The sequence below is a fragment of the Oceanobacillus damuensis genome (assembly GCF_001618145.1).
GTDB lineage: Bacteria > Bacillota > Bacilli > Bacillales > Amphibacillaceae > Oceanobacillus > Oceanobacillus damuensis.
The window spans coordinates 120,865-147,602 of sequence record NZ_LQNF01000005.1; the positions used below are offsets into that span (position 1 = coordinate 120,865).

Annotated in this window: 21 protein-coding genes; 6 read left to right on the forward strand and 15 right to left on the reverse strand. The window is 40.6% G+C overall.

Translation table 11 applies throughout. From position 1 onward, the window contains the following. Positions 1-104: 104 nt before the first annotated feature. Positions 105-2,324, forward strand: a complete 2,220-nt coding sequence (locus A4245_RS06745; protein ID WP_234402368.1) for an FUSC family protein — start codon at positions 105-107, stop codon at positions 2,322-2,324. Positions 2,325-2,592: 268 nt separating this feature from the next. Here the strand turns inward: A4245_RS06745 and A4245_RS06750 are convergent, their stop codons facing one another. From A4245_RS06750 to A4245_RS06820, 15 genes are all read right to left on the reverse strand, one after another. Beyond that, entirely contained in the window at positions 2,593-4,065 is a 1,473-nt protein-coding gene (locus A4245_RS06750) for an aldehyde dehydrogenase family protein (protein WP_084268710.1), read from the reverse strand. A 513-nt stretch (positions 4,066-4,578) separates the two neighbouring features. Continuing rightward, positions 4,579-6,123, reverse strand: a complete 1,545-nt coding sequence (locus A4245_RS06755) for a solute symporter family protein (RefSeq protein WP_067726954.1) — start codon at positions 6,121-6,123, stop codon at positions 4,579-4,581. Beyond that, positions 6,120-6,473, reverse strand: coding sequence for a DUF485 domain-containing protein (locus A4245_RS06760; RefSeq protein ID WP_157087671.1), 354 nt, complete (start codon positions 6,471-6,473; stop codon positions 6,120-6,122). The genes A4245_RS06755 and A4245_RS06760 overlap by 4 nt, the downstream gene beginning before the upstream one ends. 89 nt (positions 6,474-6,562) lie before the next feature. Next, positions 6,563-8,248 carry an acetate--CoA ligase gene (acsA, locus tag A4245_RS06765; protein WP_067727045.1) on the reverse strand — a complete coding sequence of 562 codons (1,686 nt, stop codon included), beginning with the start codon at positions 8,246-8,248 and terminating at the stop codon, positions 6,563-6,565. A gap of 183 nt (positions 8,249-8,431) precedes the next feature. Continuing rightward, the gene (locus A4245_RS06770; protein ID WP_067726956.1) at positions 8,432-9,187 is read right to left on the reverse strand and encodes a LytR/AlgR family response regulator transcription factor; all 756 of its coding nucleotides are present in this window, start codon (positions 9,185-9,187) and stop codon (positions 8,432-8,434) included. 14 nt (positions 9,188-9,201) lie between these two features. Next, the gene (locus A4245_RS06775; RefSeq protein WP_067726957.1) at positions 9,202-10,938 is read right to left on the reverse strand and encodes a LytS/YhcK type 5TM receptor domain-containing protein; all 1,737 of its coding nucleotides are present in this window, start codon (positions 10,936-10,938) and stop codon (positions 9,202-9,204) included. Then, positions 10,938-12,482 (reverse strand): solute symporter family protein, encoded by a 1,545-nt coding sequence (locus tag A4245_RS06780; RefSeq protein WP_067726958.1) that lies wholly within the window; start codon positions 12,480-12,482, stop codon positions 10,938-10,940. The genes A4245_RS06775 and A4245_RS06780 overlap by 1 nt, the downstream gene beginning before the upstream one ends. A gap of 398 nt (positions 12,483-12,880) precedes the next feature. Beyond that, on the reverse strand, positions 12,881-13,324 hold the full coding sequence (gene ssuE / locus A4245_RS06785) for an NADPH-dependent FMN reductase (protein WP_324609842.1): 444 nt from the start codon (positions 13,322-13,324) through the stop codon (positions 12,881-12,883). Positions 13,325-13,399: 75 nt separating this feature from the next. Beyond that, positions 13,400-13,657, reverse strand: a complete 258-nt coding sequence (locus A4245_RS06790) for a glutaredoxin family protein (protein ID WP_067726959.1) — start codon at positions 13,655-13,657, stop codon at positions 13,400-13,402. A gap of 39 nt (positions 13,658-13,696) precedes the next feature. Continuing rightward, entirely contained in the window at positions 13,697-15,010 is a 1,314-nt protein-coding gene (locus tag A4245_RS06795; RefSeq protein WP_067726960.1) for an LLM class flavin-dependent oxidoreductase, read from the reverse strand. A gap of 62 nt (positions 15,011-15,072) precedes the next feature. Further along, the gene (locus A4245_RS06800) at positions 15,073-15,864 is read right to left on the reverse strand and encodes a transporter substrate-binding domain-containing protein (RefSeq protein WP_067726961.1); all 792 of its coding nucleotides are present in this window, start codon (positions 15,862-15,864) and stop codon (positions 15,073-15,075) included. Between the two features lie 40 nt (positions 15,865-15,904). Continuing rightward, positions 15,905-16,576: an amino acid ABC transporter permease gene (locus A4245_RS06805; protein ID WP_067726962.1), complete on the reverse strand. Its 672-nt coding sequence runs from the start codon at positions 16,574-16,576 to the stop codon at positions 15,905-15,907. 46 nt (positions 16,577-16,622) lie between these two features. Then, entirely contained in the window at positions 16,623-17,423 is an 801-nt protein-coding gene (locus tag A4245_RS06810) for an amino acid ABC transporter ATP-binding protein (protein WP_067726963.1), read from the reverse strand. Positions 17,424-17,582: 159 nt separating this feature from the next. Further along, positions 17,583-18,488: a LysR family transcriptional regulator gene (locus A4245_RS06815; protein WP_067726964.1), complete on the reverse strand. Its 906-nt coding sequence runs from the start codon at positions 18,486-18,488 to the stop codon at positions 17,583-17,585. A 468-nt stretch (positions 18,489-18,956) separates the two neighbouring features. Next, positions 18,957-20,144, reverse strand: coding sequence for a M20 family metallopeptidase (locus A4245_RS06820; protein ID WP_067726965.1), 1,188 nt, complete (start codon positions 20,142-20,144; stop codon positions 18,957-18,959). A 357-nt stretch (positions 20,145-20,501) separates the two neighbouring features. On the opposite strand from A4245_RS06820, the gene A4245_RS06825 reads away from it, so the two are divergent. The 5 genes from A4245_RS06825 (at position 20,502) to A4245_RS06845 (ending at position 26,684) form a co-directional block, all read left to right on the forward strand. Then, on the forward strand, positions 20,502-21,287 hold the full coding sequence (locus A4245_RS06825; protein ID WP_067726966.1) for a hypothetical protein: 786 nt from the start codon (positions 20,502-20,504) through the stop codon (positions 21,285-21,287). A gap of 3 nt (positions 21,288-21,290) precedes the next feature. Next, the gene (locus tag A4245_RS06830; protein WP_067726967.1) at positions 21,291-21,671 is read left to right on the forward strand and encodes a GntR family transcriptional regulator; all 381 of its coding nucleotides are present in this window, start codon (positions 21,291-21,293) and stop codon (positions 21,669-21,671) included. After that, positions 21,668-22,357: an ABC transporter ATP-binding protein gene (locus A4245_RS06835; protein WP_067726968.1), complete on the forward strand. Its 690-nt coding sequence runs from the start codon at positions 21,668-21,670 to the stop codon at positions 22,355-22,357. Before A4245_RS06830 ends, A4245_RS06835 begins: the two co-directional genes overlap by 4 nt. Before the next feature lie 314 nt (positions 22,358-22,671). Then, the gene (locus A4245_RS06840; RefSeq protein WP_067726969.1) at positions 22,672-25,986 is read left to right on the forward strand and encodes an ATP-binding protein; all 3,315 of its coding nucleotides are present in this window, start codon (positions 22,672-22,674) and stop codon (positions 25,984-25,986) included. Further along, positions 25,983-26,684, forward strand: a complete 702-nt coding sequence (locus tag A4245_RS06845) for a response regulator transcription factor (RefSeq protein WP_067726970.1) — start codon at positions 25,983-25,985, stop codon at positions 26,682-26,684. Before A4245_RS06840 ends, A4245_RS06845 begins: the two co-directional genes overlap by 4 nt. The last annotated feature ends 54 nt before the right edge of the window (positions 26,685-26,738 follow it).

Sequence of the window (26,738 nt, forward strand, 5' to 3'; positions counted from 1 at the left end):
TTAAACTGTCTCTTTTAGACCGAGTGCAACCAACATACTCAGCCTATCATGCAAAAAATGGCCCAGGGTTCCTGTCCCCCTGGTCCCCCATTTGGATAATACATATGCACATGGTAAAATTAAACCCGCTTAAAATTTTCGAAAAGATAGGTGACAGGATGAGACAAGGGTATAAAAATCACTGGTTTCTCAGATTATTAGCATCCGATCCAGGGCAAATACGCCTCTACCAAGCTGGAAAGGCAACCATTAGTTTAATATTGTCTCTCTTTACTACGCTGCTAATTATCGGTTCTACTGGAAATGAGGCCCTCATGCCAGGGGTTGTTTCTGCTGTGGTCGGCATGATGGGTATTATGACTGTAATGGATGAAACAAAGCAAAAGAAAAAAATAACTACCATACTGCTCGGTATTGCAGCTATGTTCGGGATTACGCTTGGTTCCTTACTGCCGGAGAGTTTTTATTTAATAGATGCGCTTATGCTGCTCCTCATCTTTAGCAGTTTTTATCTTACTCGGTTTGGTGTAAGGTATTTTTCACTTTCGATGATGGGCTTCATGACGGTTTACATTTCCTCTGTATTTACCTTATCAAGCGGTCAGCTGCCTTGGTTTTACCTGGGAATTTCAATCGGTGCAGCCTATGCCTATCTGTTAAATTTCATCCTGTTTCAAAGTACAGCGAAACGTTTAAAAAGAAGTATTCATTCCTTCCATATTCAGAGCAATCTTACGTTCGAACTATTAATCGAGGGAATTCGGTATAAGGAGTTAACACCGAGTCAGCAGAGACAGCTTCAAAAACATGTTCTCAAACTAAGACAATATGCGATAATTGTTTCTGATTACATTAATAAACCTGATGTAAAGAAGCTATGGCCTGGTTTATCACCCGCCCAGCTGCGTTTGTACGTTTTTGACACTGGGATGCTGGTCGAAACGCTGACCAATTCGATTCGAAGCTTAAAAGAAGCGGAAGCACTGGAAATGGACGAACTAAGGCGCATCTTGCTATGGACGGTAGAGGCTCTTAAGGATACGAAGGTCCTTGCACGGGATTATGAAAAACAAAATTTAGAGGAAGCAGAGCTTGCCATACAGGCTCTTCGACTACTTATTGAAGATTTGTTTAACCGTGATCAGCAACCTGAAGAATGGCTATTTTTAATTCGCCGTATTGAATCCATTATGAATCATGTGATTAAGGGGGCAATTACCATTCAGCAATCCCTCTATACGGAAAGCCAGGTGGAGGATGCACCGGAAGAAGCAGCAGAGAAACCGGACAGTGAAGAAAAGGGATTGAAACCTTCCACTAAAAAAGCCTATCAGTCCTTAATTGCAGGAGCTCTGGCAATCATCGTCGGTCAAATAATTTCCCCTGCCCAGCCATATTGGGTTCTCTTAACAACGTTTATCGTCTTACTCGGAACCCAATCCATTGGACGGATTTACGCAAAAGGATACCAGCGCTCCCTTGGAACCATCATCGGAGCTGTCCTTGGTTTTACGACGGCGAAGCTGCTTTCAGGCCATTCCGCTATCGAAGTGATATTGATATTTATCGTTATCTTTTTAGCATTTTATTTGCTCAGTGTTTCCTATACGTTAATGAGTGTGTTCATCACGATGCTGATTGCATTTTTGTATGACATCTTAATGGGTGGAATCACTTTCTCACTAATTGGAGCCCGCGTCACTGATACGATTGTCGGTGCTGCTATTGCCTTTGGTGTATCATCCTTTATCTTTCCAACAAAAACCAAGGATAAAGTAGCTGAATCGATCAATGATTATTTGATCGAGCTTAAACCTTATATCACGGAGTATGTAAAAAGCTTTAAAGAGGATGTAAACGTGAAGGGGCTATCGGAAACCGCCTTTAAACTGGATCAAAAGCTTCAGACAATCAAGGATGAAGCAGAGCCCATCACGCAGCGTACGGAATCGCCTGCTAGTAACACTACGAACCGCTGGATTACAGTCATTGCAGCAATCAACTACTATGCAAGGCAGTTGGTTGCTTCAAGCTATCGCAAGGGATTTGATTATCCCGAGGAACTCACAGATGTCTTTTCACAAATAGAAGAAAAACTTGAGCACAATATTGATACACTAACCAGCATTCTTGAAGGAAAAAGCGAACCCCATAATGTTATTTTCCGGCTCGACGATGAACGGGAACAAATCGAGCGCCATTCTCCACAAAGACACGAGTCCAAACGCGACCTGATCCATCATCTATATTATATATGGAGGATTAATCAAGCAATTGTGGAATTGGGTATTGAAACAGGTGCAAAAGAAGATAGAGACAGTTGAAGAATGGTCCGGATGGTCGGTGATCCGCGGGGACAGGTTCCTTGGTCCATTAATAATATGACAACTAAACCTAATGTAGTAAGGGAAAATTAATTATAGTTTCAGCCAAATTCTGCTTGCAACATCTTATATACACTGAGTGAGCACAAGCCGTTAAACTAAATGTCTCTTTAAAATCAATTATAAGCAAAAAAATAGACCAAGTGGTGCCAACACACTTAGTCTATCATGCAAAATTGGCCCAGGGTTCCTGTCCCCCTGGTCCGCTCTATTCCAGATAGTTGGTATGAAACGGGCTTTCTCTTTCCTCGGTCTGAACTGAAATCCATTGTACGGTTGTAAACTCTTCAAGCGACCATTGGCCACCAAAACGTCCGAGACCTGAATCTTTTTCACCACCGAATGCAATCAATGGCTCATCATTCACGCTTTGGTCATTGACATGAACCATACCGGATGTAATCTGTTTAGCGACTTCCACACCTCTTTCCGGTGACCCTGCATGAACAGCTCCACTTAGACCAAATGGTGTGTCATTGGCAATTTTTATGGCATCCTCATCACTTTCAGCAGAAATAATCGTTGCTACCGGACCAAACATTTCATTCTGCGCAGTAGCGACATCATTCGTACCTGTCAGTACATACGGATGCATGACATTTCCCTCCACTTTTCCTTCAAGCACAACTTCTGCCCCTTGCTTCTGGGCTTCTTCGATTTGCCCAAGAATCCTGTCAATAGCCTTCCGATTGATTAGCGGACCAATAAGCGTATCCTCTTCGCGTGGATCTCCGACTTTTATCTTTTTCGCCTTCTCAACAAATTTGTCGACAAACGCATTATATTTATCTTTATGAACGATGATCCTGTTTAGCGCCATACAAATTTGTCCATTATGCATAAACTTGCCAAATAGTGCTGAATTTACAGCCTTATCCAAATCAGCATCTTCAAGAACAACCAATGGATTATTCCCGCCGAGTTCAAGAGCCACTTTTTTAATATTCCTTCCGCAGATTTCACCGATATGACGTCCTACCGGGGTTGAACCAGTAAAGGATATTAGCCTTGGAATAGGGTGTTCGACAAATGCATCTCCAATATCCTCTATATTTGGAATAACAACGTTAAAGACCCCTTTTGGCAAGCCTGCCTCTTCAAACACTTTAGCAAGCAACAGTCCCCCGGTAACAGCTGTCTGCTCATCCGGCTTCAGTACGACACCGTTTCCTACTGCCAGCGCTGGAGCCACGGAACGCATGGCAAGATACATCGGAAAATTAAACGGTCCGATTACTCCTACTACCCCCAAAGGACTGCGATAAATTCTATTTTCCTTGCCTGGAACGAGAGAAGGAACAATTTCCCCGGTCATTCTTAACGGAAAGGAGGCTGCTTCTCTGGTAATTGCAATTACAAAGTCAATTTCCACATTTGCCTTAAGGTGGGAAGAACCACCTTCCCGGATCAAATGTTCCACAAATTCCTCTCTTCTTCCTTCCATAATTTCTACTGCCTTTTCCATAATGGAGGAGCGTTCGAAAGGATTGTAGTTTTCCCATTCCTTTTGAGCCTGCTGTGCGGAATTGTAAGCTTCATCAATATCTTCTTTATTGGCCATTTTAATTTTTTGCAGAACCTCGTCATTATAAGGGTTTGTCACCTCATAAGTGGTTGTCCCATTGCCATTTCTCCATTCACCGGAAATGTAATTCTTCTCAAGATTTTCATAGGCCTTCACACAACTCATCTCCCTTTTTCAGATTTACCTAGGTTTACCTTTAGCGAATACGAGTCTAATTATTCCATCCATACTATTTATTTCCACTGAGTATTGTTAGTTAAACCATGGTCCGGAGATGGTCCAGGGGGACGGGTTTCTCGGTCCTGGTCCATGGGGACAGGTTTCTCGGTCCAGTGATGAAATGAACAATAACTAATGTAGTAAATAGTTTTATAAGGCGTAAATACTCTAACTTCACCCATATATTACTTGTACCAAATTATATATACTGAGTGAGTACAAGACATTAAACTAAACGTTTCTTTGAGCTTATTTTTATTATAAAAAAATCTTCCAATTAGCTACCAACATACTCAGTCTATCATGCAAAATTGGCCCGGGGTTCCTGTCCCCCTGGTCCGCTGTTTAGATACTGATTATCAAGCTAAATTAATCCTCCTGAGAAACCTAGGAGTTATACAACAAAAAAATGCTTGCAATAATTCGACTGCAAGCATTTTTTGTATCCTTCTAGTGGTTCGCACCACTACTCTTATATCCCGTATTTGCTTTCACCTTAACTTCTGCATAACGTTTCATATTCGATTCCTTCGATAAAATCGTACCTACATATCCCCCAAGGAAACCAAGTGGTACCGAAACGAGAGCTGGATTCGCAAGTGGGAAAATCGGTTCTCCTACGAATAATGCGGCCCCTTCAATCGGCGAGAAAACACTTGGACTAAGCGATACGAGGATTAATGCTGAAAACAACCCAGTTAGCATTGCTGTAACTGCTCCCGCTGTATTGAATCTTTTCCAATATACGGTGTAAAGAATAACCGGTAAGTTGGCACTTGCAGCTATGCAAAAGGCAAGTGAGACAAGGAACGCCACGTTTAAATATTGAGCAAATAACGCTAAAACAATCGACAGAACAGATACTGCTAGGGATGCGTAACGAGCCGCTTTTACCTGCTCCGATTCCGAAACCTTCCCTTTTTTTATAATTTGGCCGTATAAATCATGGGCAAATGCCGATGCACCCGCTAGTACAAGCCCCGCTACGACCGCTAATATCGTAGCGAAGGCAACAGCAGAGATAAAGGCAAACAGTAAATCGCCACCGATTGCCTGTGCAAGAAGTGGTGCTGCCATATTCCCACCTGGATTTGCAGCAATTATAGTCTCATACCCAACAAATGCCGCAGCGCCAAAGCCCAGAAATAATGTAAGAATATAGAATAAACCGATTACCCATGTTGCGGTAATAACAGAACTTCTTGCCGTTTTGGCATCTTTCACAGTAAAAAAACGCATGAGAATGTGTGGTAACCCGGCAGTTCCAAGTACTAAAGCCAACATGAGTGACAGTGTACCCAGTGGTTCTGTATATTGTAAGCCAGGCATTAAATAAGCTGCTCCATGAGTTGTAACTGACTTCACTTCTGTAAACATCTGTCCAATGTTAAAATTGAACTTTAACATTACGAGAAAAGCCATAATGACCATCCCAGCCATAAGAAGGACAGCTTTCACGATTTGCACCCAACTTGTTGCGATCATACCTCCAAATAATACGTAAGTTGTCATCATCACACCAACAATAAGCACAGCCAGCCAATATTCAATACCAAACAATAGTTGGATAAGTGCGCCAGCGCCAACAAGCTGTGCAATCATGTAGAAGGTACTAATCGTAATTGTGTTCAGAGCTGCTGCTCCCCTAACCTTTCTAGCATCAAAACGGGATTTGATCATGTCAGCAAGTGTATATTTACCAAGATTGCGTAATGGTTCAGCGACAAGAAATAGTACGACTAAGTAAGCAATCAAAAATCCGATACTATAGAAAAAACCATCAAATCCAAAAATTGCGATTGCTCCAGCAATTCCAAGGAAGGAAGCTGCTGACAAATAGTCTCCTGCTATTGCAAGACCATTTTGCGTTCCAGTAAGCCCTCCACCAGCAGTATAAAAGTCCCCTGCTGTTTGGGTCTTCCTAGCGGCAAAAAAAGTGATCACAAGGGTTAATGCAACAATGGCAAGAAAGAGTATAATGACAGTAGGACTCATCGACCGTCTCCCCCTTGCTCCATCTCTTTTATAATTTGATCCGCTTGCTTATCAAAGCTAGCTGCTTTCTTCACGTAAATCGTACATAAAACCCATGTCATCACAAATTGAGCTAAAGCGAATAGCCATACCCATGAAATATCTCCAATCGCCGGCGTGTTCAGAAAGGTCGTATAAGAAGTTAATATTGGTAGCATGAAGTAAAATACTAGGAAAAAAATCGTTAATGGTATAATGAATTTTTTTCGATCATGCATGAGCTTTTTAAAGGATTTACTCTCGATTACTTGCTCAAAGTCGATCTCTTCTGTAACATACTGCCCCTGCTTATAATTTTTTTCAGCACCCATATACATCCTCCTCGGATTGTTGAATGAAGGTTTTCTAGGCTTTTAACCCAAGAAAACCTATCATTTCAATTGAAATCGTTTAATAGATTCTATTCTTCCATTGTCGAAAGGTCACCCGTTGGCAAACCGAGATCCCATGCCTTTAATACACGGCGCATGATTTTTCCACTTCTTGTTTTTGGCAAAAATTCACGAATTTCAATTTCCCTTGGCGCAGCGTGTGCGGCAAGTCCTTGCTTAACAAATAAACGAAGCTCCTCTTGTAATTCATCTGTTTTCGTGTAGCCATCCCTTAAGGCAACAAATGCTTTAATGATTTCACCACGTTCAGGATCTGGCTTCCCGATTACTGCTGCTTCTGCAACGGCAGGATGCTCAACAAGCTTACTTTCTACTTCAAACGGACCTACCCGCTCACCCGAGGTTTGGATAACATCGTCATCCCTGCCCTCAAACCAGAAATAGCCATCTTTATCTTTTAACGCCAAGTCCCCTGATTCAAACCAGCCATCGACTGGAAAGTATTGATTGAAACGCGCTTCATTTTTCCAAACGGCTCGGAGCACCGATGGCCACCCAGCCTTCACGCATAGTTTGCCCATTTTCCCCGGTGGAAGCTCGTTGCCCTGCTCATCTAAAATCGCTGCTTCAATACCTGGAAATGGCTTCCCCATTGAACCAGGCTTCATTTCCATGGAACGATAATTGGCAATAATAATTCCACCTGTTTCTGTCATCCACCAATGATCATGAATCCGCAATTGGTAAACTTTCATACCCCAGTGAACGACCTCGGCATTTAACGGCTCTCCAACACTTAAAATATGTCTTAATGAACGTAAATCATATTCTTTCGTAACATTATCTCCTACAGCCATCAGTCTTCGAAATGCTGTTGGTGCACTTAACCACACGTTCACACCGTATTTTTCAATCGTTTTATACCAATCTTCCGGACTAAAACGACCACCCCGAATCAGATTTGATGCACCATTTAACCAGGGTCCAAAAATTCCATACGATGTACCTGTTACCCACCCGGGATCAGCTGTGCACCAATAGATATCTTCTTCCTGCAAATCCAAAACCCATTTAGCCGTTTGATAATGTTGGATCATCGCATTATGAACATGCAGTATTCCTTTTGGCTTTCCAGTTGAACCAGATGTATAATGTAAAATCATCCCATCCTCACGATCTACCCATTCAATCTCAAAATCACGAGATGCTTTTTTCATTTCTGTTTCGTAACTGTAAAACGTTACATCTTCTGTATTATCTGGTAGTTCCTCTTCACCGACCAAAATGATCTGATTTAAATGCGGAAGCTCTTTATATGGCACACGTGGCAAGAGTTCTTTAGTTGTAATTAGCGTAGTCGCATCACTATTTTCTAATCGATCACGAACGGCCTGTTCCATAAATGCTTCAAATAAAGGACCTACAATGGATCCATTTTTTAAAATCCCAAGCAAACTAATATAAAGCTCGGGTGATCGTGGCATGAATAAAAAGACTCGTTCTCCTTTTTCAATACCGATTGTTCGTAATACATTCCCAAATTGATTTGATAGTAACTTCAAATCCCGAAATGTATATTTTTCATCACGTTGTTGATCACTGTAATAAAGTGCAACTTTATTCTTTCTCCAACTATTCGCATGACGGTCAATTGCCTCATGGGCCATATTTACTTTCCCAGTTTCATGCCAGGAAAAGCTCTTCTCCACATCTTTCCAATTAAACTCCTTATATGCCTGCTCATAATCAGGCATATTTGCTTTCTCCTTTACCGCTGCAATTGTATCAGTCACTCCACATGTCCTCCCCTTATAATTTTTCCAGACCTTTTTGTAAGCGCTTACTTTGATTATAAAGGAAGACAGCATTGCAGGTAAGAGAATTTGCTTCAACCGTTTAAATTCGCGATTGAACTGCCAAAATCTTATCATTAATGGTTAATTTCCGAATAAATCAAAAAGATGCTTCCTTGCAGCCCGACTAACTGGAATTGTCGTCTGTTTTTTATCTTTTAACGTTACGTTGCTCGTCCCATTGAACCACGGGGTAATCTCCTGAACATGATTCAAATTGACAAGGTAACTACGATGCGTTCTGAAAAAAGCATGTCCCTGCAGCTTCTTTTCCAGCTCTTGTAATGTCAGTTTACTGTGAAACACCTTATCCTCCGTATGTATTTCTAACATCCGCTTAAATGGAACGGCATAATAAATTGCATCCGGAGATAAGACAACCGTCCGATCATTATCATCGATCAGTAATTTTGTCGTTTGCGGCATGCTTTGACTTGTTACCTGTTGCGAGGATTCTCTTTCCAATTGCTGCATTCGCTTACGAACACGATTCATTGCTGTTTGGAATCGTTCCGTCTCATAAGGCTTAAGCATATAATCGATGGCTTCCATTTCAAACGCTTCTACTGCATAGTCATCATACGCAGTTGTAAAAACAAATAATGGGGCTTTTATATATGCAAGCTCCGTTATTTTCTTCGCTGCATCTACTCCATGCATGCCTGGCATATGAACATCAAGAAAGATAACATCCGGCTCATGCTCTATATAGAGATCAACGAGTTGCTCCCCTGTCTGTGCACTTGGCAACAGTTTCACATCTTGTTCCTTTTCCAATAAATAGATTAATTCTTCACGTACCAATTGTTCATCTTCTGCAATCATTGTATGGATTTTCATAAAACCCCACCTTTCTATTGCTCCTTATAGGGAATGAAAAAATATACTTCACTTCCACTAGGTAAATTACGTACATGTAAGCGTGCTTCCTCACCAAGCAGATTAATTAAACGTTGATTCACATTATATAAGCCAGTCCCACCATGCGGGCTTTCCGTCAACACAACATTTCCGACCTGTGATAACCCCCCCTCAGAGAATCCTCGCCCGTTATCCCGAACGCTGATTTTCACTCGATGACCGATTCGCTCCATGTTTACATCAATTCTTCCCCCTTCTGTAACATGTTCCAGCCCATGACCGATACTATTTTCTACAATCGGCTGAATCGATGACGGTGGTATAAGCAGATGGGAAATTCCTTCTGGTTGTGAAAAATTAATTTGTAATCGGCTCGTAAATCGTGTCTGAATAATCGCAATATACGCTTTTACATGTTCCGATTCCTTTTCAAGTGACACGAGATGTGTGGAGACAAGCTTTAGATTAAATCGCATAAAGTGGGCTAATTGAACGGTTATATGTCTTGCTTTTTCAGGGTCTTTGCGAAATAATGCTGCAATCATATGAAGTGTATTAAAAAGAAAATGCGGGTTTATTTGTGCTTGTAAATTACTTAGCTCTGCGTCACGTGTATGTAGTTCAAGCCTTTCCGCTTTAATCGTTTTTAATTGATTTCCAATTAATTGCCCAAGCCCCTCTGCTAACATCAGCTCAACCGGACGGATATGCTGCGCTTTGCGAAAATATAATTTAATCAATCCAATTGTTTTACTTGCTTCCAAAATCGGGATAATAATAACAGCTTCTAATGGACAATTTTTCGTTGTACATTGAATTTCTTCTTGTGAATAAGCGACAAGCATTTGCTTCGTATCCATTGCTCTGTGCGATAGTTGTGTCGTCAGCTGGTTCCCAATTTGATGATGGTCACTTCCTAATCCTTTATGTGCCATCACTTCCTTTTCATTTGTCACAGTGACAGCCGCTAACTTCAATCGCGCATATAGAAGGCCCGCAATCCCCTCTGCCTTTTTCTGAAAAGAATCCTCCTTTAAAAAAGGCAGCGCTTCTTCAGCAATCGTCAATGCTTGTTTTGTTGCAAATGCTGCTTCATTTTCCTGCTCCCGTAACACAATGGCGATCATTGCTGTAAAAATAGCAATGGCAATACTGTTCGATAATACAACCGGTAATCCAATCATGTTAATCATTGCAATCATTTCCCTGTCCTGTGAATCAAAAATAAGCAATAAATGCATGAGTAAAATAGGAGGAAAAATCCCGATAAATAGTGCTTTTAATGGTGATATAACCCGCTCCTGCGAAAAAAACCGTGCCGTTAACCCCGCTAATAATCCCGTTAACGGATTCACGAGGCTATTAGCAAGAAAACCAACTCCACCGAGGAAAAATAAATGTGTACCAGTAATAATCCCCGCTCCAAGACCTACGATTGGTCCTCCCAATAACCCTGCTATGACAATTGCAACTAAACTTGAGCTTACAACCATTTGATCGTCTTGGACATTCCAGACAAACGCTTGAATCACAGTAAAGTCACTTCCGATAACTACCCCAGTTAATGTTCCTGCAATCCCGAACAGACCAAACACACACGCATGAATACCTGCCATTTTGAAATTAAATTCACGATATAGCAGCGATCTGAATCCCGGGCTTCGTGTAAGAACAAATGCGATAACTAGCAATAGGCCTAAACGTTCAAATAAAACGATTGTCAAATACATCACGGGCGATCTCTCCTTGCATCAATCCCTGTTTGTGCCTTTAAGTGAAACAAATGAAATGGAACCGCATTTTCTTGACCTTCCCGTGAAAGAATCGCCCCAAGATATGCCCCTAAAAAACCAATCGGTATGGCAATAATCCCTGGATTATAAAGCTGTATAAGCGGTTCTCTTGCAATCCACCCTCCATCTGGATTCATCACATGTGGTCCGACTAACAGTAACAGTAACGATGCTGTTAAACCACAGACCATTCCAGCAATTGCTCCCGTTTGGTTAAATCGACGCCAATAGATTGTTAATAATAGAACTGGTAGATTACTAGATGCTGCAACAATAAATGTTAGAGAAACAAGAAACGTTACATTCATATTTCTTAACCCAAGTGCAAATAATGTTGATAAAAGACCTATAAAAAATGCTGTCCAACGTGCAGCAAGTAAACGCTTCTTTTCCGTTGTATTTCCTTTTTTAATGATATGGTAATAAATATCGTGAGAGAAAGCAGTCGTAGCCGAGATGACTAAACCAGCTACAACTGCAACAATGGTTGTAAATGCAATCGCAGCAATAAATGCCATTAGAAAGTCGCCACCTAGGTTCTCCGCTAATAATGGTGCAGCTAAATTTCCAGATGGATCAAGCAAAACCAATTCCTCAAATCCAACTAATGCAACAGCCCCTAGGCCTAAAACAAGTGCAATCAAATAAAACACACCAATAATCCAGCTTGCAGTTAAGAGGGATTTGCGTACTTCTACCGTATTTCGAACGGTAAATAATCGAATTAAAATATGTGGTAAACCAGCTGTACCAAGGATTAATGCAAGATGGAGGGAAACCGTTTCCAAAGGATTGCTAAATAAATGACCCGGCAACGAAAAATGATCACCTAAAGGGGAGCCTAGTGTAACCTGTTCAAGGAGGTTTGAAATGCTCCAATTAAACCGGGAAAATACAATAAGTGCAAGTAGAAATGTGCCAGATAAAAGTAGTACCGTTTTGACGATTTGTACCCATGATGTTGCAAACATCCCACCAAATACAACATAAATTGTCATGAGTAACCCTATGATTAACACGGAAGTTGAATAATTAATATTTAACAATAATCTAATTAACAAACCTGCAGCCACTAATTGCGGAATCATATAGAAAACCGAGATAATGAGAGCTCCAGTTGCCATCATTCCTCGCATTTTATAGCTTGGGAAACGCGCGCAAATAACATCACCTAATGAATACTTGCCTAAACGATGCACTGGCTCAGCGATAAAGAACAAGACAATTAAATAGGAAACTAAAAATCCAATCGCATATAAAAAACCATCAAAGCCATTGATTGCAATCATACCAACGATTCCCAGAAAGGAAGCCGCACTAATATAATCCCCAGCAATGGCCATCCCATTTTGTGTACCTGTTAAACTGCCAGCAGCAATATAGAACTGATTGGTCGTTTTACTTTGCCTTGCCGCCCAATAAGTAATAATTAATGTACAAACGACAATACAGAGAAAAAATAGTAGATAGGTAATGTTCATGGACTCACCTTCATATTAGATTGTATATGGAATTTCCGTTAGTGATAAATCTGCATGTTGGAATTACTGGAGTATATTATAAATTATGTAATAATTCACTAAATTCTTCACTTTGCTTTTATTATAAATTGTATATGATGCGGAATGAGAAGTAAAGATTTCTGTGATTCTGGAAAGCTTCCTTTAACAAAGGATTGAAGCAATTAATACGTATGTGAAATTAACGGAAAAACTCTCCAACAATCATAAAGGGGGTCGATCCTGCTTCCAATTAAAGGAAGTGATCGACCCCGCTCTTTCATTTAAGCCATCCTAACCCTCTTTCCAACCTTTTCCATAAAATAATCAAGCTGCTTCTTCGTACGAGTCAGAATCTCTGTATCAATAATCGGATTATCTCACGTTTTATCTATTTGACTATCCAAAAAGTAAAGCCCTTTTAAATTTTGTCCCTTCAAAGTTGCCAATAACGGCTTTAATGCATATTCCAGGGCCAACAAATGTGACAGGCTTCCTCCTGTCATCAAAGGAAGTACCGGTGTATCTTTTAGAATATCCGGCGGGAGGATGTCAAATAATGCTTTTAACACTCCCGAATATGATGCTTTATAAACCGGCGTTCCAACAATAACACCTTTTGCATCTTCTATTTGGTTAGCAATCTGTTTAACTTCAGGACTATCAAAATTGCCAAACAGCAAATCCTCTGCGGGAACATCTTTCACAGAAATATGGGTCACAGTTAAATGTTCTTTTTCAAGGAAAGATCCTAAATATTGAAGGATTCGTTCGGATCTGGATGATTCAGAAGGACTGCCGGAAACAATCACAATATCACTCATAGGAATGATCCTCTCTATTATTTACTTTCATACATGGATTGCTGCCTGACTTAACAGGCAGCAAGAACAAGTTTTTTAGTACTTTTTCAGTGCTGCTTCCAGATGTTCAATTCCTACTTCTGTCACTGCTTCATAGGCATTTCCCTGACCGATTTCCACAACAGGAACATGACGGATTCCATATTTCTGATCCAAAATATCTCTTCTGTCATCGTGTTCAGTTACATCGATCGTTTGATACGAGATGTTTTTCTCGTCCAAATAATCTTTTACCTCTCCACAATAACTGCAACCTTGTTTTGCCCATACGACTACGGATAAATCTTTTGCCATTTTTACTTCTTCCTCTCTATTGGTTAATTGTTCTTCTATTTAAACGGAATAGCGGTTTTTCTTAAAAGGCAGACCAAGGTTTCCTCTTAGCGTGTCACTTTCATAATTGCGGTTATAGTAGCCCTTTTCTTCCAGGATTGGAATGACATGATTAATAAAATTCGTATAATCATTTCCAAGCACTTGCATATTGAGAACAAATCCATCCGCTGCTCCGTGATCAATCCATTCCATCATCTGTTCTGCCACCTGTTCATAGGAACCAAAGAAGTTGTCCTTGGGGGTGGCAACGCGTAATGCTACTTCGCGTAATGTCAGATTTTCTTTCTTCGCCGTTTGCTTGATTTCATCTGTCGTCGATTGGAAACTGTTTTTCCCCACATCGCCTATATCCGGAAAAGCTTCATCAAGCGCAAATTGACTGAAATCAAAATGATCGAAATAGCGCCCCATAAAGTTTAATGCTTCGTCAATCGATACCAGATTTTTGATTTCATGGTATCTTTCTTCAGCCTCCTCCATTGTTGTCCCCATGATTGGCGATAAAGCTGGCAGGATAACAATCTCTTCTTTCTTACGTCCTATTTGTGCAGCCTGCTCCTTTACATCATCATAAAATTTCTTTGCGCTTTCGAGTGATGTTGTATGGGTAAAAATTGCTTCCCCGTATTTGGCAGCAAAACTCCTCCCCGTTTTGGAAGCCCCAGCCTGAAAAATAACCGGTTGCCCCTGTTTGGAACGGTCGATATTCAATGGTCCTTTCGCTGTGAAAAAGCGTCCATTGTGATCTAATGTGTGCACCTTTTCTTTATCGAAAAATTGACCTGTTTCCCGATTTCTTACAAAAGCATCATCTTCCCAGGAATCCCATAAACCTTGGGTCACCTCCAAATACTCATCGGCCATTTCATAGCGAAGGGAATGATCTGGGTGATTTCCTTTATTAAAGTTACTTGCACTGCCTTCAAGAGGTGATGTCACAACGTTCCAGCCAGCACGTCCATCGCTGATTTTATCCAATGATGCAAATTGACGGGCAATGTTAAAAGGCTCACTATAGGTTGTCGATACTGTTCCAACCAACCCGATTTTGGATGTCACCATTGCTAGTGCCGATAGCAATGTTAATGGTTCAAACCGGTTTTGAAAATGAGGGATTGATTTCTCATTAATGTGTAAACCATCGGCAATAAAGGCAAAGGAAAACCCTGCTTCTTCTGCCTGCTTTGTTACGGAGACATAATGATCAAAATTAATGCTCCCATCAGCCGGCACATCTTTAGCTCTCCAGGAATTCATATGCGCACCCGGTCCATATAAGAGAACACCAAATTTTATATCTTTTTTCGCCATATTTAACACTTCTTTCTAGTGTATTGGTTTTATGAATTCACCTTTTTTAAAACGTGTAAATCCTACTCTTCAACACTTACTGTTACATCTTCTCCAAACCATTTTTCGGATAATTCCTTTATCGTTCCATCTGCTTTAAGTTCTTCATGTGATTGATTGAGTTCTTCAATGCGCTTCTTATTTTCCTCATTTTTCACAAAGGGCATTGCTACAGGCTTTTCACCAAACGCTTCCTCTGCTACCTTTAAAGGAATTTCTTTGTCTTTAACTTGTACCAGTAACATTTCTCTGCCAGTTACAAACGCATCGATCTTTCCTGAAGCAACATCCTGATACACGACTTCCGGACCTTCATAATTGATCACTTCTATCTCATTGTTTGAATCATTTTCTTTCAGAACTTCTCCATAGTTCGAACCAAGTATGTTTGCAGCTTGTTTGCCTTTTAAATCTTCTAATGTATTAATGGTGTCATTCTCTTTACTCACACCAATTCCTACTCTTGAATAGTAGTAAGGTTCCGTATAGTCATATTTTTCCGCTCTTTCAGGAGTAAGCGCAAAACCAGCAGCCGTATCTATTTTACCTGTTTCCAGGGAAGCAAGAACTCCTGACCAATCTGAAAGCACCCATTCTGTTTCATACCCTGCATTTTCGATTATGGTCTCCATCACTTCTACAACAAATCCTTTTATTTCACTATCTTCCATATAATAAAGGGGATATCCATCCGGTGTTGCACCTATTTTTATTACCTTGTCCTCACTTGATGACTCTGTCCCGCCTGCACTCTGACCGCAAGCTGTTAATAACAGAACAGCTACTAACATAAGCAAACTAACTATTTTTCTCATTTTGACTACCTCCCTGTTGTTTTATCTAAAGTATAGAAAGTTACCTTTGGTAGGCTTTACCCAACCGGTTTTCATACCATTCCTGCAGTTTGCTGTAGAGCATCGTCAGGACCCAGTAGATGAGACCAACTGCAAAATATGCCTCGAAAAACTTAAGGTTGGAAGTTGCCATTAATTTTCCCTGTGCTAATAATTCCGTAACACCGATAGTAAATGCTAACGATGAATTTTTAATTAATCCAATAAACATATTACCCGTTGCCGGTATGGCGTTCCGTACTGCCTGAGGCAAGATAATCCCTCTTAGCGCTTCGGGATAGGTCATCCCAACTGAAATGGCAGCTTCCGCCTGGCCTTTATCAACGGATTCCAATCCCGCCCGGAAAATCTCTGCAAGGTATGCGGATGTATTAATACTGAAAGCAATAATAGCCGCTGTTTCTGCAGATATGGAATTCAGTAATGGAAACAGCTGCGGCAAACCAAAATAAATCATTAATAATTGCACCAATGCCGGTGTTCCTCTAAAGAAAGATATATAGACTTTCGCAATCTGTAATAGAACTGGAATTTTATTTACTAGAATGAGAGCAAGAAAAACTCCGATAACGATAGCAATAATCATGGAAACGATTGCTAAGTACAATGTGATCGGAACATATTTCAACAGCTCCGGTATAATTTCTATCATATAACCAATATCAAAATTCATACAAACACCGCCATCGTATAATTTGAAGCTTCCAATAGCCGTTTCGCTATGTCGATAGAAGATCCCGCTTCTCAGATGAAGCATGTGAATCTACTTTTATATCTTCTGCAAATTGTTTGGTATACTCCTGTAAAAACTGTTTCGTCCGTTCATTTTTCGGGTGATCAAATATTTCCTCAGGTGTTCCTTGCTCAACGATGACACCGTCTGCCATAAATACAACTTTATCTGCCACCTGTCTGGCAAAGCCCATTTCATGTGTTACAATCAGCATCGTTTTCCGCTTATTGGCAATCCCCGAGATAACTCGGAGCACTTCGCCGACCCACTCTGGATCCAGTGAAGATGTTGGTTCATCAAAAAGGATAGCGTGTGGCTTAACAGCGAGCGCTCTTGCAATTCCTACTCGCTGTTGCTGTCCCCCTGATAGGGATACAGGATAGCTGTCAGCTTTTTGCACCATGCCAACCTGGTTGAGGAGATCCCGTCCTATTTGATCGGCCTCATTTTTATCCATCTTTTGCGTAACGATTAACGCATGTGTAACATTCTCCAATGCTGTTTTATTTTTGAAGAGGTTATAATGCTGGAAGACCATGGATGTCTGCGTACGCAAGCGATTTATTTCGGCTCTTTTCACTCGAGTTGCGTCCACTGTTACTTCTCCAACCTGGATTGTACCGAAATCCGGCTGCTCCAGAAAATTAAGGCAGCGCAGCAGTGTGGATTTTCCGGAACCCGAGGGACCTATAATAACAACCACTTCTCCATCATTGACCTCAAAATTAATATTTTTTAAGACCTCCGTCTGATCAAAACGCTTCTTTAGATTAGAAACCTTAATCATTTCATCCCTCTTTTACTCAATTGGATTTAAGTAATGTATTCCGAGCAAAATACTCAACTTTAGAAAGTGAATCTAGTATACCATGACCGATTCGTCACAACAATACTGCTCATTATAGATATTTTACAGGTTATATATAGAACATTTCTATATACAACACTAACTGCTGACAGTACTTGTTAATCTGCCTTCATCCTGGGAAATTTGCAACAAGTGATCAAATATCGCAGGCTTCTGATCTTTGTAATAGATAATATCTGTTTTCAAAGATACATTTGAAAGAACGGGTATGTCGATTGCCTTTAACCTGCCATCCGCCACTTCTTTCCGAACACATAGCTCAGGTAAAAATCCGATTCCTGTTCCATTTATGATTAGTCCTTTTGCTGCTTCCATATTGTCTACTTCATATTGGATATTTGGAAGCTCACTAAGATTATGAAAGAGATTATGGACCATGGACCAGTCCAAAGACCCGCATTCAAAAAATACAATCGGCTGTATGGCCAAATCCTCGGTATCCAATTGCTCTGCTTTTGCAAATCGATGATCTGGATGAACATACAATCGTATCGGGCTTTCGAGAACCTTCACCGATTCCGTGAGGGGATGCGGACCATTGGAGTTTTTTCGGACAAATCCAATATCCACTTCTGAATTCAATACTTTTTTCAGTATTACGTCACTCGAACCAGTGATCAGCTTGATGCGAACATTTGGATATTTCACATTAAACAGAGGAATAACTTGGGGAATCAAGTAATTGGAAACCAATCCAGTACATCCAATAATCAATTGATCTACTGCTTCTTTTTCCTTTAGCTGTTTCTTCCCTTTTTTGTACGTTTGAATAATTCCCTCTGCATATGGGATAAACTCCCTCGCCTGATCTGTAATGATAAGCTGCTTTCCAACACGGTCAAACAGCTTTGTATCCAGCTCCCGCTCTAGCGTCCTAATTCGCGATGTTACAGATGGCTGCGACAAAAACAATGCTTTTGCTGCCCTGTTAATACTGCCAAAGTGATTAACAAATACAAATGCCTCTAAATTCTCAATGTTCATCACCAATTCCCCTTTCTATTCTTAGTTGTTAGGCAAACAGGTTAACCATACGAAAATTCCGCCCCTAGCTGACGATGAATAACATGATCGCCATACAACGACCTCTTAATAAAAACTAATTATACCAATTTACTCGGAATTAACAAGCAAGGTGCCTGTCACTCCCCGGTTTTTGTCAGTTTTTGTCGACTTGTTCCTTGGTCCACACGTTATACCAAGGTCCGCGGGGACAGGTTCCTCGGTCCAATAATAAAATGATCAATAAACCTAATGTAGTATATAATTGTAAGGCTCAATTAATTTTAATTTCCCTCAAATTTCACTTGTACACTTTATAGATACTCAGTGAGCACAAGCCAATAAACGAAATGTCTCTTTAAGGTTTATTTTCACAAAAAAATAGACCAAGTTTTACCAACACTCAGTCTATCATGCAAAATTGGCCCAGGGTTCCTGTCCCCGTGGACCTTACTCCAACCCATAGTAACTGCAAACAACTTGGCCAACTGATTTGGCTGCAACAAGCAGACATGCTTCATCAATATCAAATTTGGGATGATGATTAAAATAGGCTTCCTCAACCCCTTTTGGTTTACAGCCGATGAAAAAGAAACAACCAGGGATTTTTTCAAGATAATAAGCAAAATCTTCCGACCCGGAGAGCATCGGATATTCCCCAACCTCTTTAATGTCTGGGTCATCCATGTTATTTAGACTTGCAACAACATTTGCTGTTACTTCCGGATCATTGTAAAGAGGCGGATAATCAGCCTTGTACTCCAGCTTGCACTGTACTCCAAATTCCTCTTCAATCCCCTTCACCATTCGTTTTACTTCTTTTTCGATGATCTGTTGGGTTTCACTCGTCATATAGCGAATATCCCCTTCAAGCTCTACATTTTCTTTAATCACATTGAATGTTCCTTTACCATCGAATGAGCCGATTGTTATCACACCCATCTCAAAAGGATTAATCCGGCGGCTGATTACAGTTTGTACCGCTGTTACAAAATGGGAAGCAGCGACAATGGCGTCATTGGCCAAATGCGGAGATGAACCATGTCCTCCTTTACCTTTGATGATTAATTTAAAAAATGACCTGCCCGCCAACGAATATTCACTGCGATAGCCGACAAAACCTGCTTGATGTGTAGGGAAAATGTGAATGCCATATATATTGTCTACATCCTCCAGCACACCAGATTCAACAATACCTTTTGCTCCACCAGGAGGAGCTTCCTCCGCATGCTGATGGATAATTTTAATCGTTCCTTCAATCGAATCCTTCAGCTGGATCAGACAATCGGCTAGAATTAGTAAATAGGCAGTATGGGCATCATGGCCGCAAGCATGCATCACACCTTCATTTTTCGATTTAAATGGGACATCTGTTTCTTCCAAAATTGGCAGTGCATCGAAATCAGCACGAAGAGCAATCGTTTTTCCAGGCTTTCCACCTTTTATCGTTACAATAATACCGTATCCGTCCCCTGCATTTCTAAGTATTTCAACATCTTTTCCTTTGTAAAAATCAGCAATATATTGAGCAGTTTTTTCCTCTTTAAAGGAAAGTTCCGGGTTCTCATGTAAATATCGGCGAATTTGAATCATTTCATCATTGCGGGCTTCTAACATTTCCATTAATTGTTTTCTCATTGAAATCCCTCCACATAAGTTTATATTCTAAGTGCCACAGTTCGTCTCTTTTCAATTATACCCATATTATGGAAAAATAAGCAGATATTTGGACCGTGGGGACAGGTTCCTTGGTCCATGAAGTTTTATCAATGTCTCTTTGAGTTAATTTCTGCAAAGAAATAGACCAGGTGCTACCAACACACTAAGTCCATTAGTAAAAGTTAGCCTAGGTGCCTGTGCCCCTGTTCCCTTTAGCAAAATTGGACCAGGGTTCCTGTCCCCATGGTCCCGCTGTCCCCATGGTCCCTTGACAAACAATCCCGTATTAGTGTAATATTTACCTAGTACACTAATACAAAATAAGGAGGATAATTAATGAATGCTTGGTTATATCTTACGAAAAAGGAGTTTCGTCTTGGTCTGCCTGCTTTTCTCATTGCACTTATTTTATTTTCGGGAGTTATTGCTGCTGGGATTATTGCAGGCAATCGATTGGGATTTGAAGATGAGATTATGTCAGTTACATTTATGATTGTCATTGCGCTGCACACATTTTTCCTGGCTTTTTATTTGTATTACAGTTTGAATACGGAAAGAAAACGGCTGCATTTATGGCTGCATACACCGATGTCCATCGCAGGATTATTGTCATCCAAACTTTTTACAGGTTTTGTGTTTATGCTTTCGACTTTAATCATATCCGTCATTTTAGCTATGGCGAACCTCAGTGCTACATTTAGCCTTTTTAGTCAAGAAAGCCTTTTTAACACGCTAGGAACCATTTCCATCGCAATATTGCTTGCGGCACTGTTTATTAGTGCGGTATTCCTGTTGTTATGGTCCATTTTCCTTACGTTCAGTCAAAAATGGAATGACTTTTTTAGCTTTTTGCTGACTGTTATTCTATTTTTTGTAAGTGTCTGGGCCTATGGCAGCTTCATTAGCTTGCCATTTGTACAAATGCTGACGAACTGGGGAGGCATTCAAGCGGGAGATATTATTACCGGGTTTGAAGTAACCTATAGGGAGGAAGCGGTTGATGTCCAGACGATGAAGGATGCAACGGTTTTCTATATTGGTAATTTTGTTAGGGATCTAATACTTGCGGTTATCATGTTCATTGCTGCATGCTGGATCATCGAGCGAAAAGTAGAGGTGTAATTGATGTCAGATATATTCCAATCCTCTCAGCCCATTTATCAACAATTGGCTGAACGGATGAAAAGACAGATCATACGTGGAGAGCTGTCACCTGGCGATAAGCTCCCATCTGTCCGGGAAACCGGCCTTGAGGTAAACGTGAATCCGAACACGGTGCAGCGGACATATCGCGAATTGGAAAGCATGGAAATTGTTGAAACAAAACGCGGGCAAGGAACATTTGTAACGGAAAATCAATCAACCCTAGATTCCTTACGTGAAGAGATGAAAACAAAAGCAATTACTGAATTTGTTCAGGGAATGCAGGAAATGGGATATTTGGACGAGGAAATACAGAGCGGATTAACGAAATATTTAAAGGAGAAGGGAGAGACGAATGCATGATTACGTTAACGGATGTAACAAAAAAATATGGAAGTAAAAAAGCATTGGACCACGTGAATCTGGAGTTGACTCCCGGAAAGTTGATTGGTCTTGTCGGGGAAAACGGCAGTGGAAAATCAACGACCCTCAAGCTGATTGCCGGGCTTAACTATCCTACAAAAGGAGAAATAAAGGTAGATGGGAATAAAGTAAATCGAAAAATTGCCAAGTCTGTTTCTTATTTATCCGAATTGGATGAGTATTATCGGTTTTTTACTGTCAAACAATCCATTGCATTTTACGCAAGTCAATTTGCGGATTTTAATGAGGAAAAAGCCTATGAAATTTTGAGATTTATGAAGCTCAATCCAAATGATAAACTGAAACATCTATCAAAAGGGAATCGTGGCCGGCTAAAAATTGTTTTATCATTGTCGCGGAATGTTCCGGTCATCCTCATGGACGAACCATTATCTGGTCTTGATCCGATGGTCCGTGATTCCATTGTTAAGGGACTGATCTCCTTCATTGACCTTGAAAAGCAGCTTGTACTGATTACAACACATGAAATCCGGGAAGTTGAAAACGTTTTGGATGAAGTGGTTGCCATTAAGGATGGCTCTATTATCGGTCACCATAATGTTGAACAGCTGCGGGAGGAAAAGCATACGGGCATTGTTGACTGGATGACAGAAATTTATGGATAGTGAATGAGGCTGGGACTGAAGCGGTTTATTTATAGAAAAATCCGAACTACGATTCAGAGTTCTTTAGTTAGAACTCGAAATAGTTCGGATTTTTTCTTATTTAAAACCTGCTTACCTTAGTTATGCCCCCCACTTCTTCTTGTCTCCATCTATCCTACTCGATATTAGGTAACAGCCTTGAATAATTCATGGGTAAAGTACCTTTACGCTTCTATTATTTGAGCATTATTTTCAAAAGAGTTAGAAAATACTATATTTAAATGATTCAATCTAGTATAATAGTCTTACAAAATGGATTAAAGGTGATGGAAAGAATGCGTGAAGTTCGAATCATGATAACGGGATTATGCTGCATGCTTTTCATTCTTTCATACAACCCCGAGAGATCATCTGCGGAAATCCTTCTGCAGGAAGGAAAAGAGAACTATCCAATCGGTTCCGTCATCGAACTGCTGGAGGATATGGAAGGAAAATGGGATATTGGTGATATCGCAAGCGGAAAGCTGGATGATCACTTTTTCCAATATCCGGGGGATGTTCCAAGCTATGGCTATACAGAGTCTACATTTTGGGCCCGCATTACTGTTACCAATGATTCCCCCAACGAGGATTGGCTGCTGGATATGGCATATCCGCCACATGACTGGATCGGTCTTTATATTCCAGCAGGAGGCAATGGATATGAACTTCGTGAGACAGGAGATCATCTACCCTTTTCAGCAAGAGACATTTATCATCGTAATTTTGTCTACAGGCTCACCATTCCCCAAGGCGAGACGGTGACATATTATCTGCAAGTTGATACGGCCGGATCGATGCAGTTACCGATGACACTTTGGTCGGAGGATGATTTTTACAGGCATAGTCTGGTAGAATATATTCTTCTTGGAATCTACTTTGGTTTTGGCCTGATAATGATTTTGTATAACTTATTTTTATTTATCTCGCTTCGTTTTACCAGTTATCTGTGGTATGTCCTCTTCATCCTGTCGATCATGCTTTGTCATTTCACCTTGAATGGACTCGCTTTCCAATACTTCTGGCCGGAGATGATGTGGTGGAACAATCGGGCCATCCTGTTTTTTATTGCAAGTGCAAATATCAGTGCCATGCTGTTTACGAAATCATTTCTTCATCTAAAAACAAATACACCCAGATTACATACACTCATTAACTTGTTTATTATCACACAACCGGTTTTCATCATAATTCTGGCGATCAGCTATGAGGATGCATTAAACCTAATCATGGGATCGACCATCAGTTTGGTGCTGATTGTCAATACCGCGGCCATCCTATCTTGGAAAAATGGCTATGATCCGGCCAAGTATTTCTTTTTCGGATGGGTTATTTTCCTCATGGGTGTAACCTGCAGTTCCCTGGCCGACATGGGCTTCATTCCAGTCACATTTATTACGAAATATGCTTCACAACTGGGTTCTGGTATTGAAATCGTTTTGTTCTCCCTTGCGCTGACTGAAAAGATCAAACGACTGCGCAGGGAGAAGGAAGCAGCAGAACAGCATGCTCTAAAGAGTCAGGAGCTTGCGGTCAAACATCTGCAAAAGGCAAATAAAATAAAGGATGAATTTCTGGCAAATACCTCCCATGAATTGCGAACACCATTACATGGCATGATCGGAATCGCTGAATCATTACAGGAGAATCCAGGTATCGATGAACGGATGAACAAGAATCTTTCTTTGATCGTGACGAGCGGAAAACGGCTTACCCATCTGATCAATGATTTGCTAGATGCATCGAAACTAAACCACCATGAATTGGACCTGGAAATTGAGCCTGTTTCCTTAAGGGAATTGGCTGAAGTGATCTGTACTGTCTCATCCACCATACATTCAGAAAAACCGGTTGCTATACGGAATCGGATACCATCTACCCTTCCTGCTGCCGCTGCAGATGAAAATCGACTGCAGCAGATTATGTACAATCTGGTAGGGAATGCCATCAAGTACACCGATTCGGGCGAGATTACCGTATCTGCCGTGGAGGAGGAAGAAGAAATAATCCTATCTGTAGAAGACACAGGTATCGGTATCTCCGAACAAAATTTGAGAATAATCTTTGACAGCTTTGAAAGAGGCACAACCCGTCAGAATAGATTCACCACTGGAACTGGTTTGGGACTCAGCATAACAAAACAACTCATCGAATTGCATGGCGGAGATATAACAATCCAATCCACTGTTGGAAAAGGCACGACAGTATCATTTTCGGTTCCGATTTACCGAGGGAAAAAACTGCTATCCAAGCCTATCATTTCGAACCCATCTTCCCATGACCAGCAGCAAGCAGCAATCCAAGAGGAAATGGCAGCAGAATCCATAGCTGAAAATCAAAAGCAACGAATTTTAATTGCAGATGATGAACCTGTAAATATTCAAGTCCTGCAGAATCATCTGTCCACGGCCGGATATCAGATCGTAGTTGCCTATAACGGAGAAAGTGTACTCAACCATTTAGCCGAAAATGCTGCCTTCGATCTGGTAATTCTTGATATCATGCTGCCAAAGCAGTCAGGATTTGAAATCGCAAAAAAATTAAGAGCGCAGTATTCATTAACCGAGCTTCCCATTTTAATGCTGACCGCTCGTTCCCAAACAGATGATATCGTAACAGCCTTTGAAATGGGAGCAAATGATTATTTGACCAAACCATGTTCCAAAGAAGAACTGCTATCCCGTGTAAAGACACTTCTATCCTTAAAACAGGTGATGGAGGAAGTGGTTTCCATTAATATGGAGCTTTCTCATCTAAATCATTCACTGGAAACGCAGGTGATCAAGCGAACACAGGAACTGGAAGTAAGTACAGAACAGCTCAGAAGAACGGAAAGCTCAAGAAAACAGCTAATGTCCAACATTTCGCACGAGCTTGGCACACCAATGACATCTGTCAAAGGGTATGTGAAAGCAATGATAGATGGTGTCGTCGATGCCAGAGACCATAACTACCTGAAAATTGTGTACCAGAAAATTTTATTTATCGATAGGCTCATTCAGGATCTGTATGAACTGTCGAGGCTGGAATCAGGACAGTTAAGCTTCCAGTGGAAACAACAGGCTGCTGGTGATTTGCCGGCGATACTCCTTCAAAAATATGAAATAGATGTAAAATCTCACGGATTAGTGTTTGAGATACAGGATGAATTAGAAGAATCCGATCGTATGGGATTGGTGACAATTGATTTCGACAGAATCGATCAGGTTATGCAAAACCTAATCTTTAATGCGATTCGCTTTACCAGTGAACCCGGATTGATTAAAATTACTCTAAAGAAAACAAATTCAATTCCGGTTCAACAGAATGAAGCTGGGGCATCTCTGGAGGATCCGTCAGATACTTCCTTTTTACAGGTAAGTGTCCGTGATACCGGGGAAGGAATGGACCCAGAAACGATTCCACTCATATTTGATCGCTTCTATCAGGCTGATAAAACGAGTAAGGAAAAAGGTACCAATACAGGGCTTGGACTCTCTATATCCAAACAGATCATGGAGTATCATCATGGTTGCTTATGGGCAGAAAGCAACCTTGGCAAAGGAAGCACATTTCATTTCATACTTCCTTTACTTTACACCCAATCGGTACAAAGAGGTGAACAGACTTGAAAAAGGAGACGATCTTAATTGTGGAGGATGACGCCGATATCCGTCATTTGATCCAACTTTATCTTGAAAGGGAATATCATGTCATCATGGCGGAAGATGGTAAAAAAGCTCTCGAACGATTCAATTCCAGTAAGCCTGACCTTATTCTGCTGGACATTCTCCTGCCCGAAATTAGTGGATTGGATGTCTGCAGGGAAATTCGAACCGTCAATGAAAAGATTCCGATTTTATTTTTGAGTTCCCGGAGTGAATATGAAGACCGTATTCTCGGTTTGGATTCTGGTGCTGATGACTATATTATCAAGCCTTTTGATCCTGGAGAAGTCCTTGCGCGCGTGAAGGCACATTTAAGAAGAAAAGAGATTGCTTTCAGACATTCAAATGAAAAAGCGTCCATTATGAATTTTGGGGAGCTTGTGTTAAATATGGATAATTATACGGTTCTTCGGAATGGTGAACACGTCCATTTGTATGCCAAAGAGATCCAGCTGCTTTTTTTCCTGGTTCAGCATCCCAATCAGGTATTCTCCATTGAACAGCTCTACGACAGAATTTGGGGAGAAGATAAATTGGGGGATTATAAAACCATCAAAGTTCATATCAGTAATATTCGAAAAAAGTTAGAGGAAAATCCAGCACAACCAGACTACATACTTACAGTTAGAGGATTTGGATATAAATTTTCACCAGAAAGATAAATATCACAATATTTTAAACCTTCTTTTAACCTTTCCCCATTACAATGAAACAAG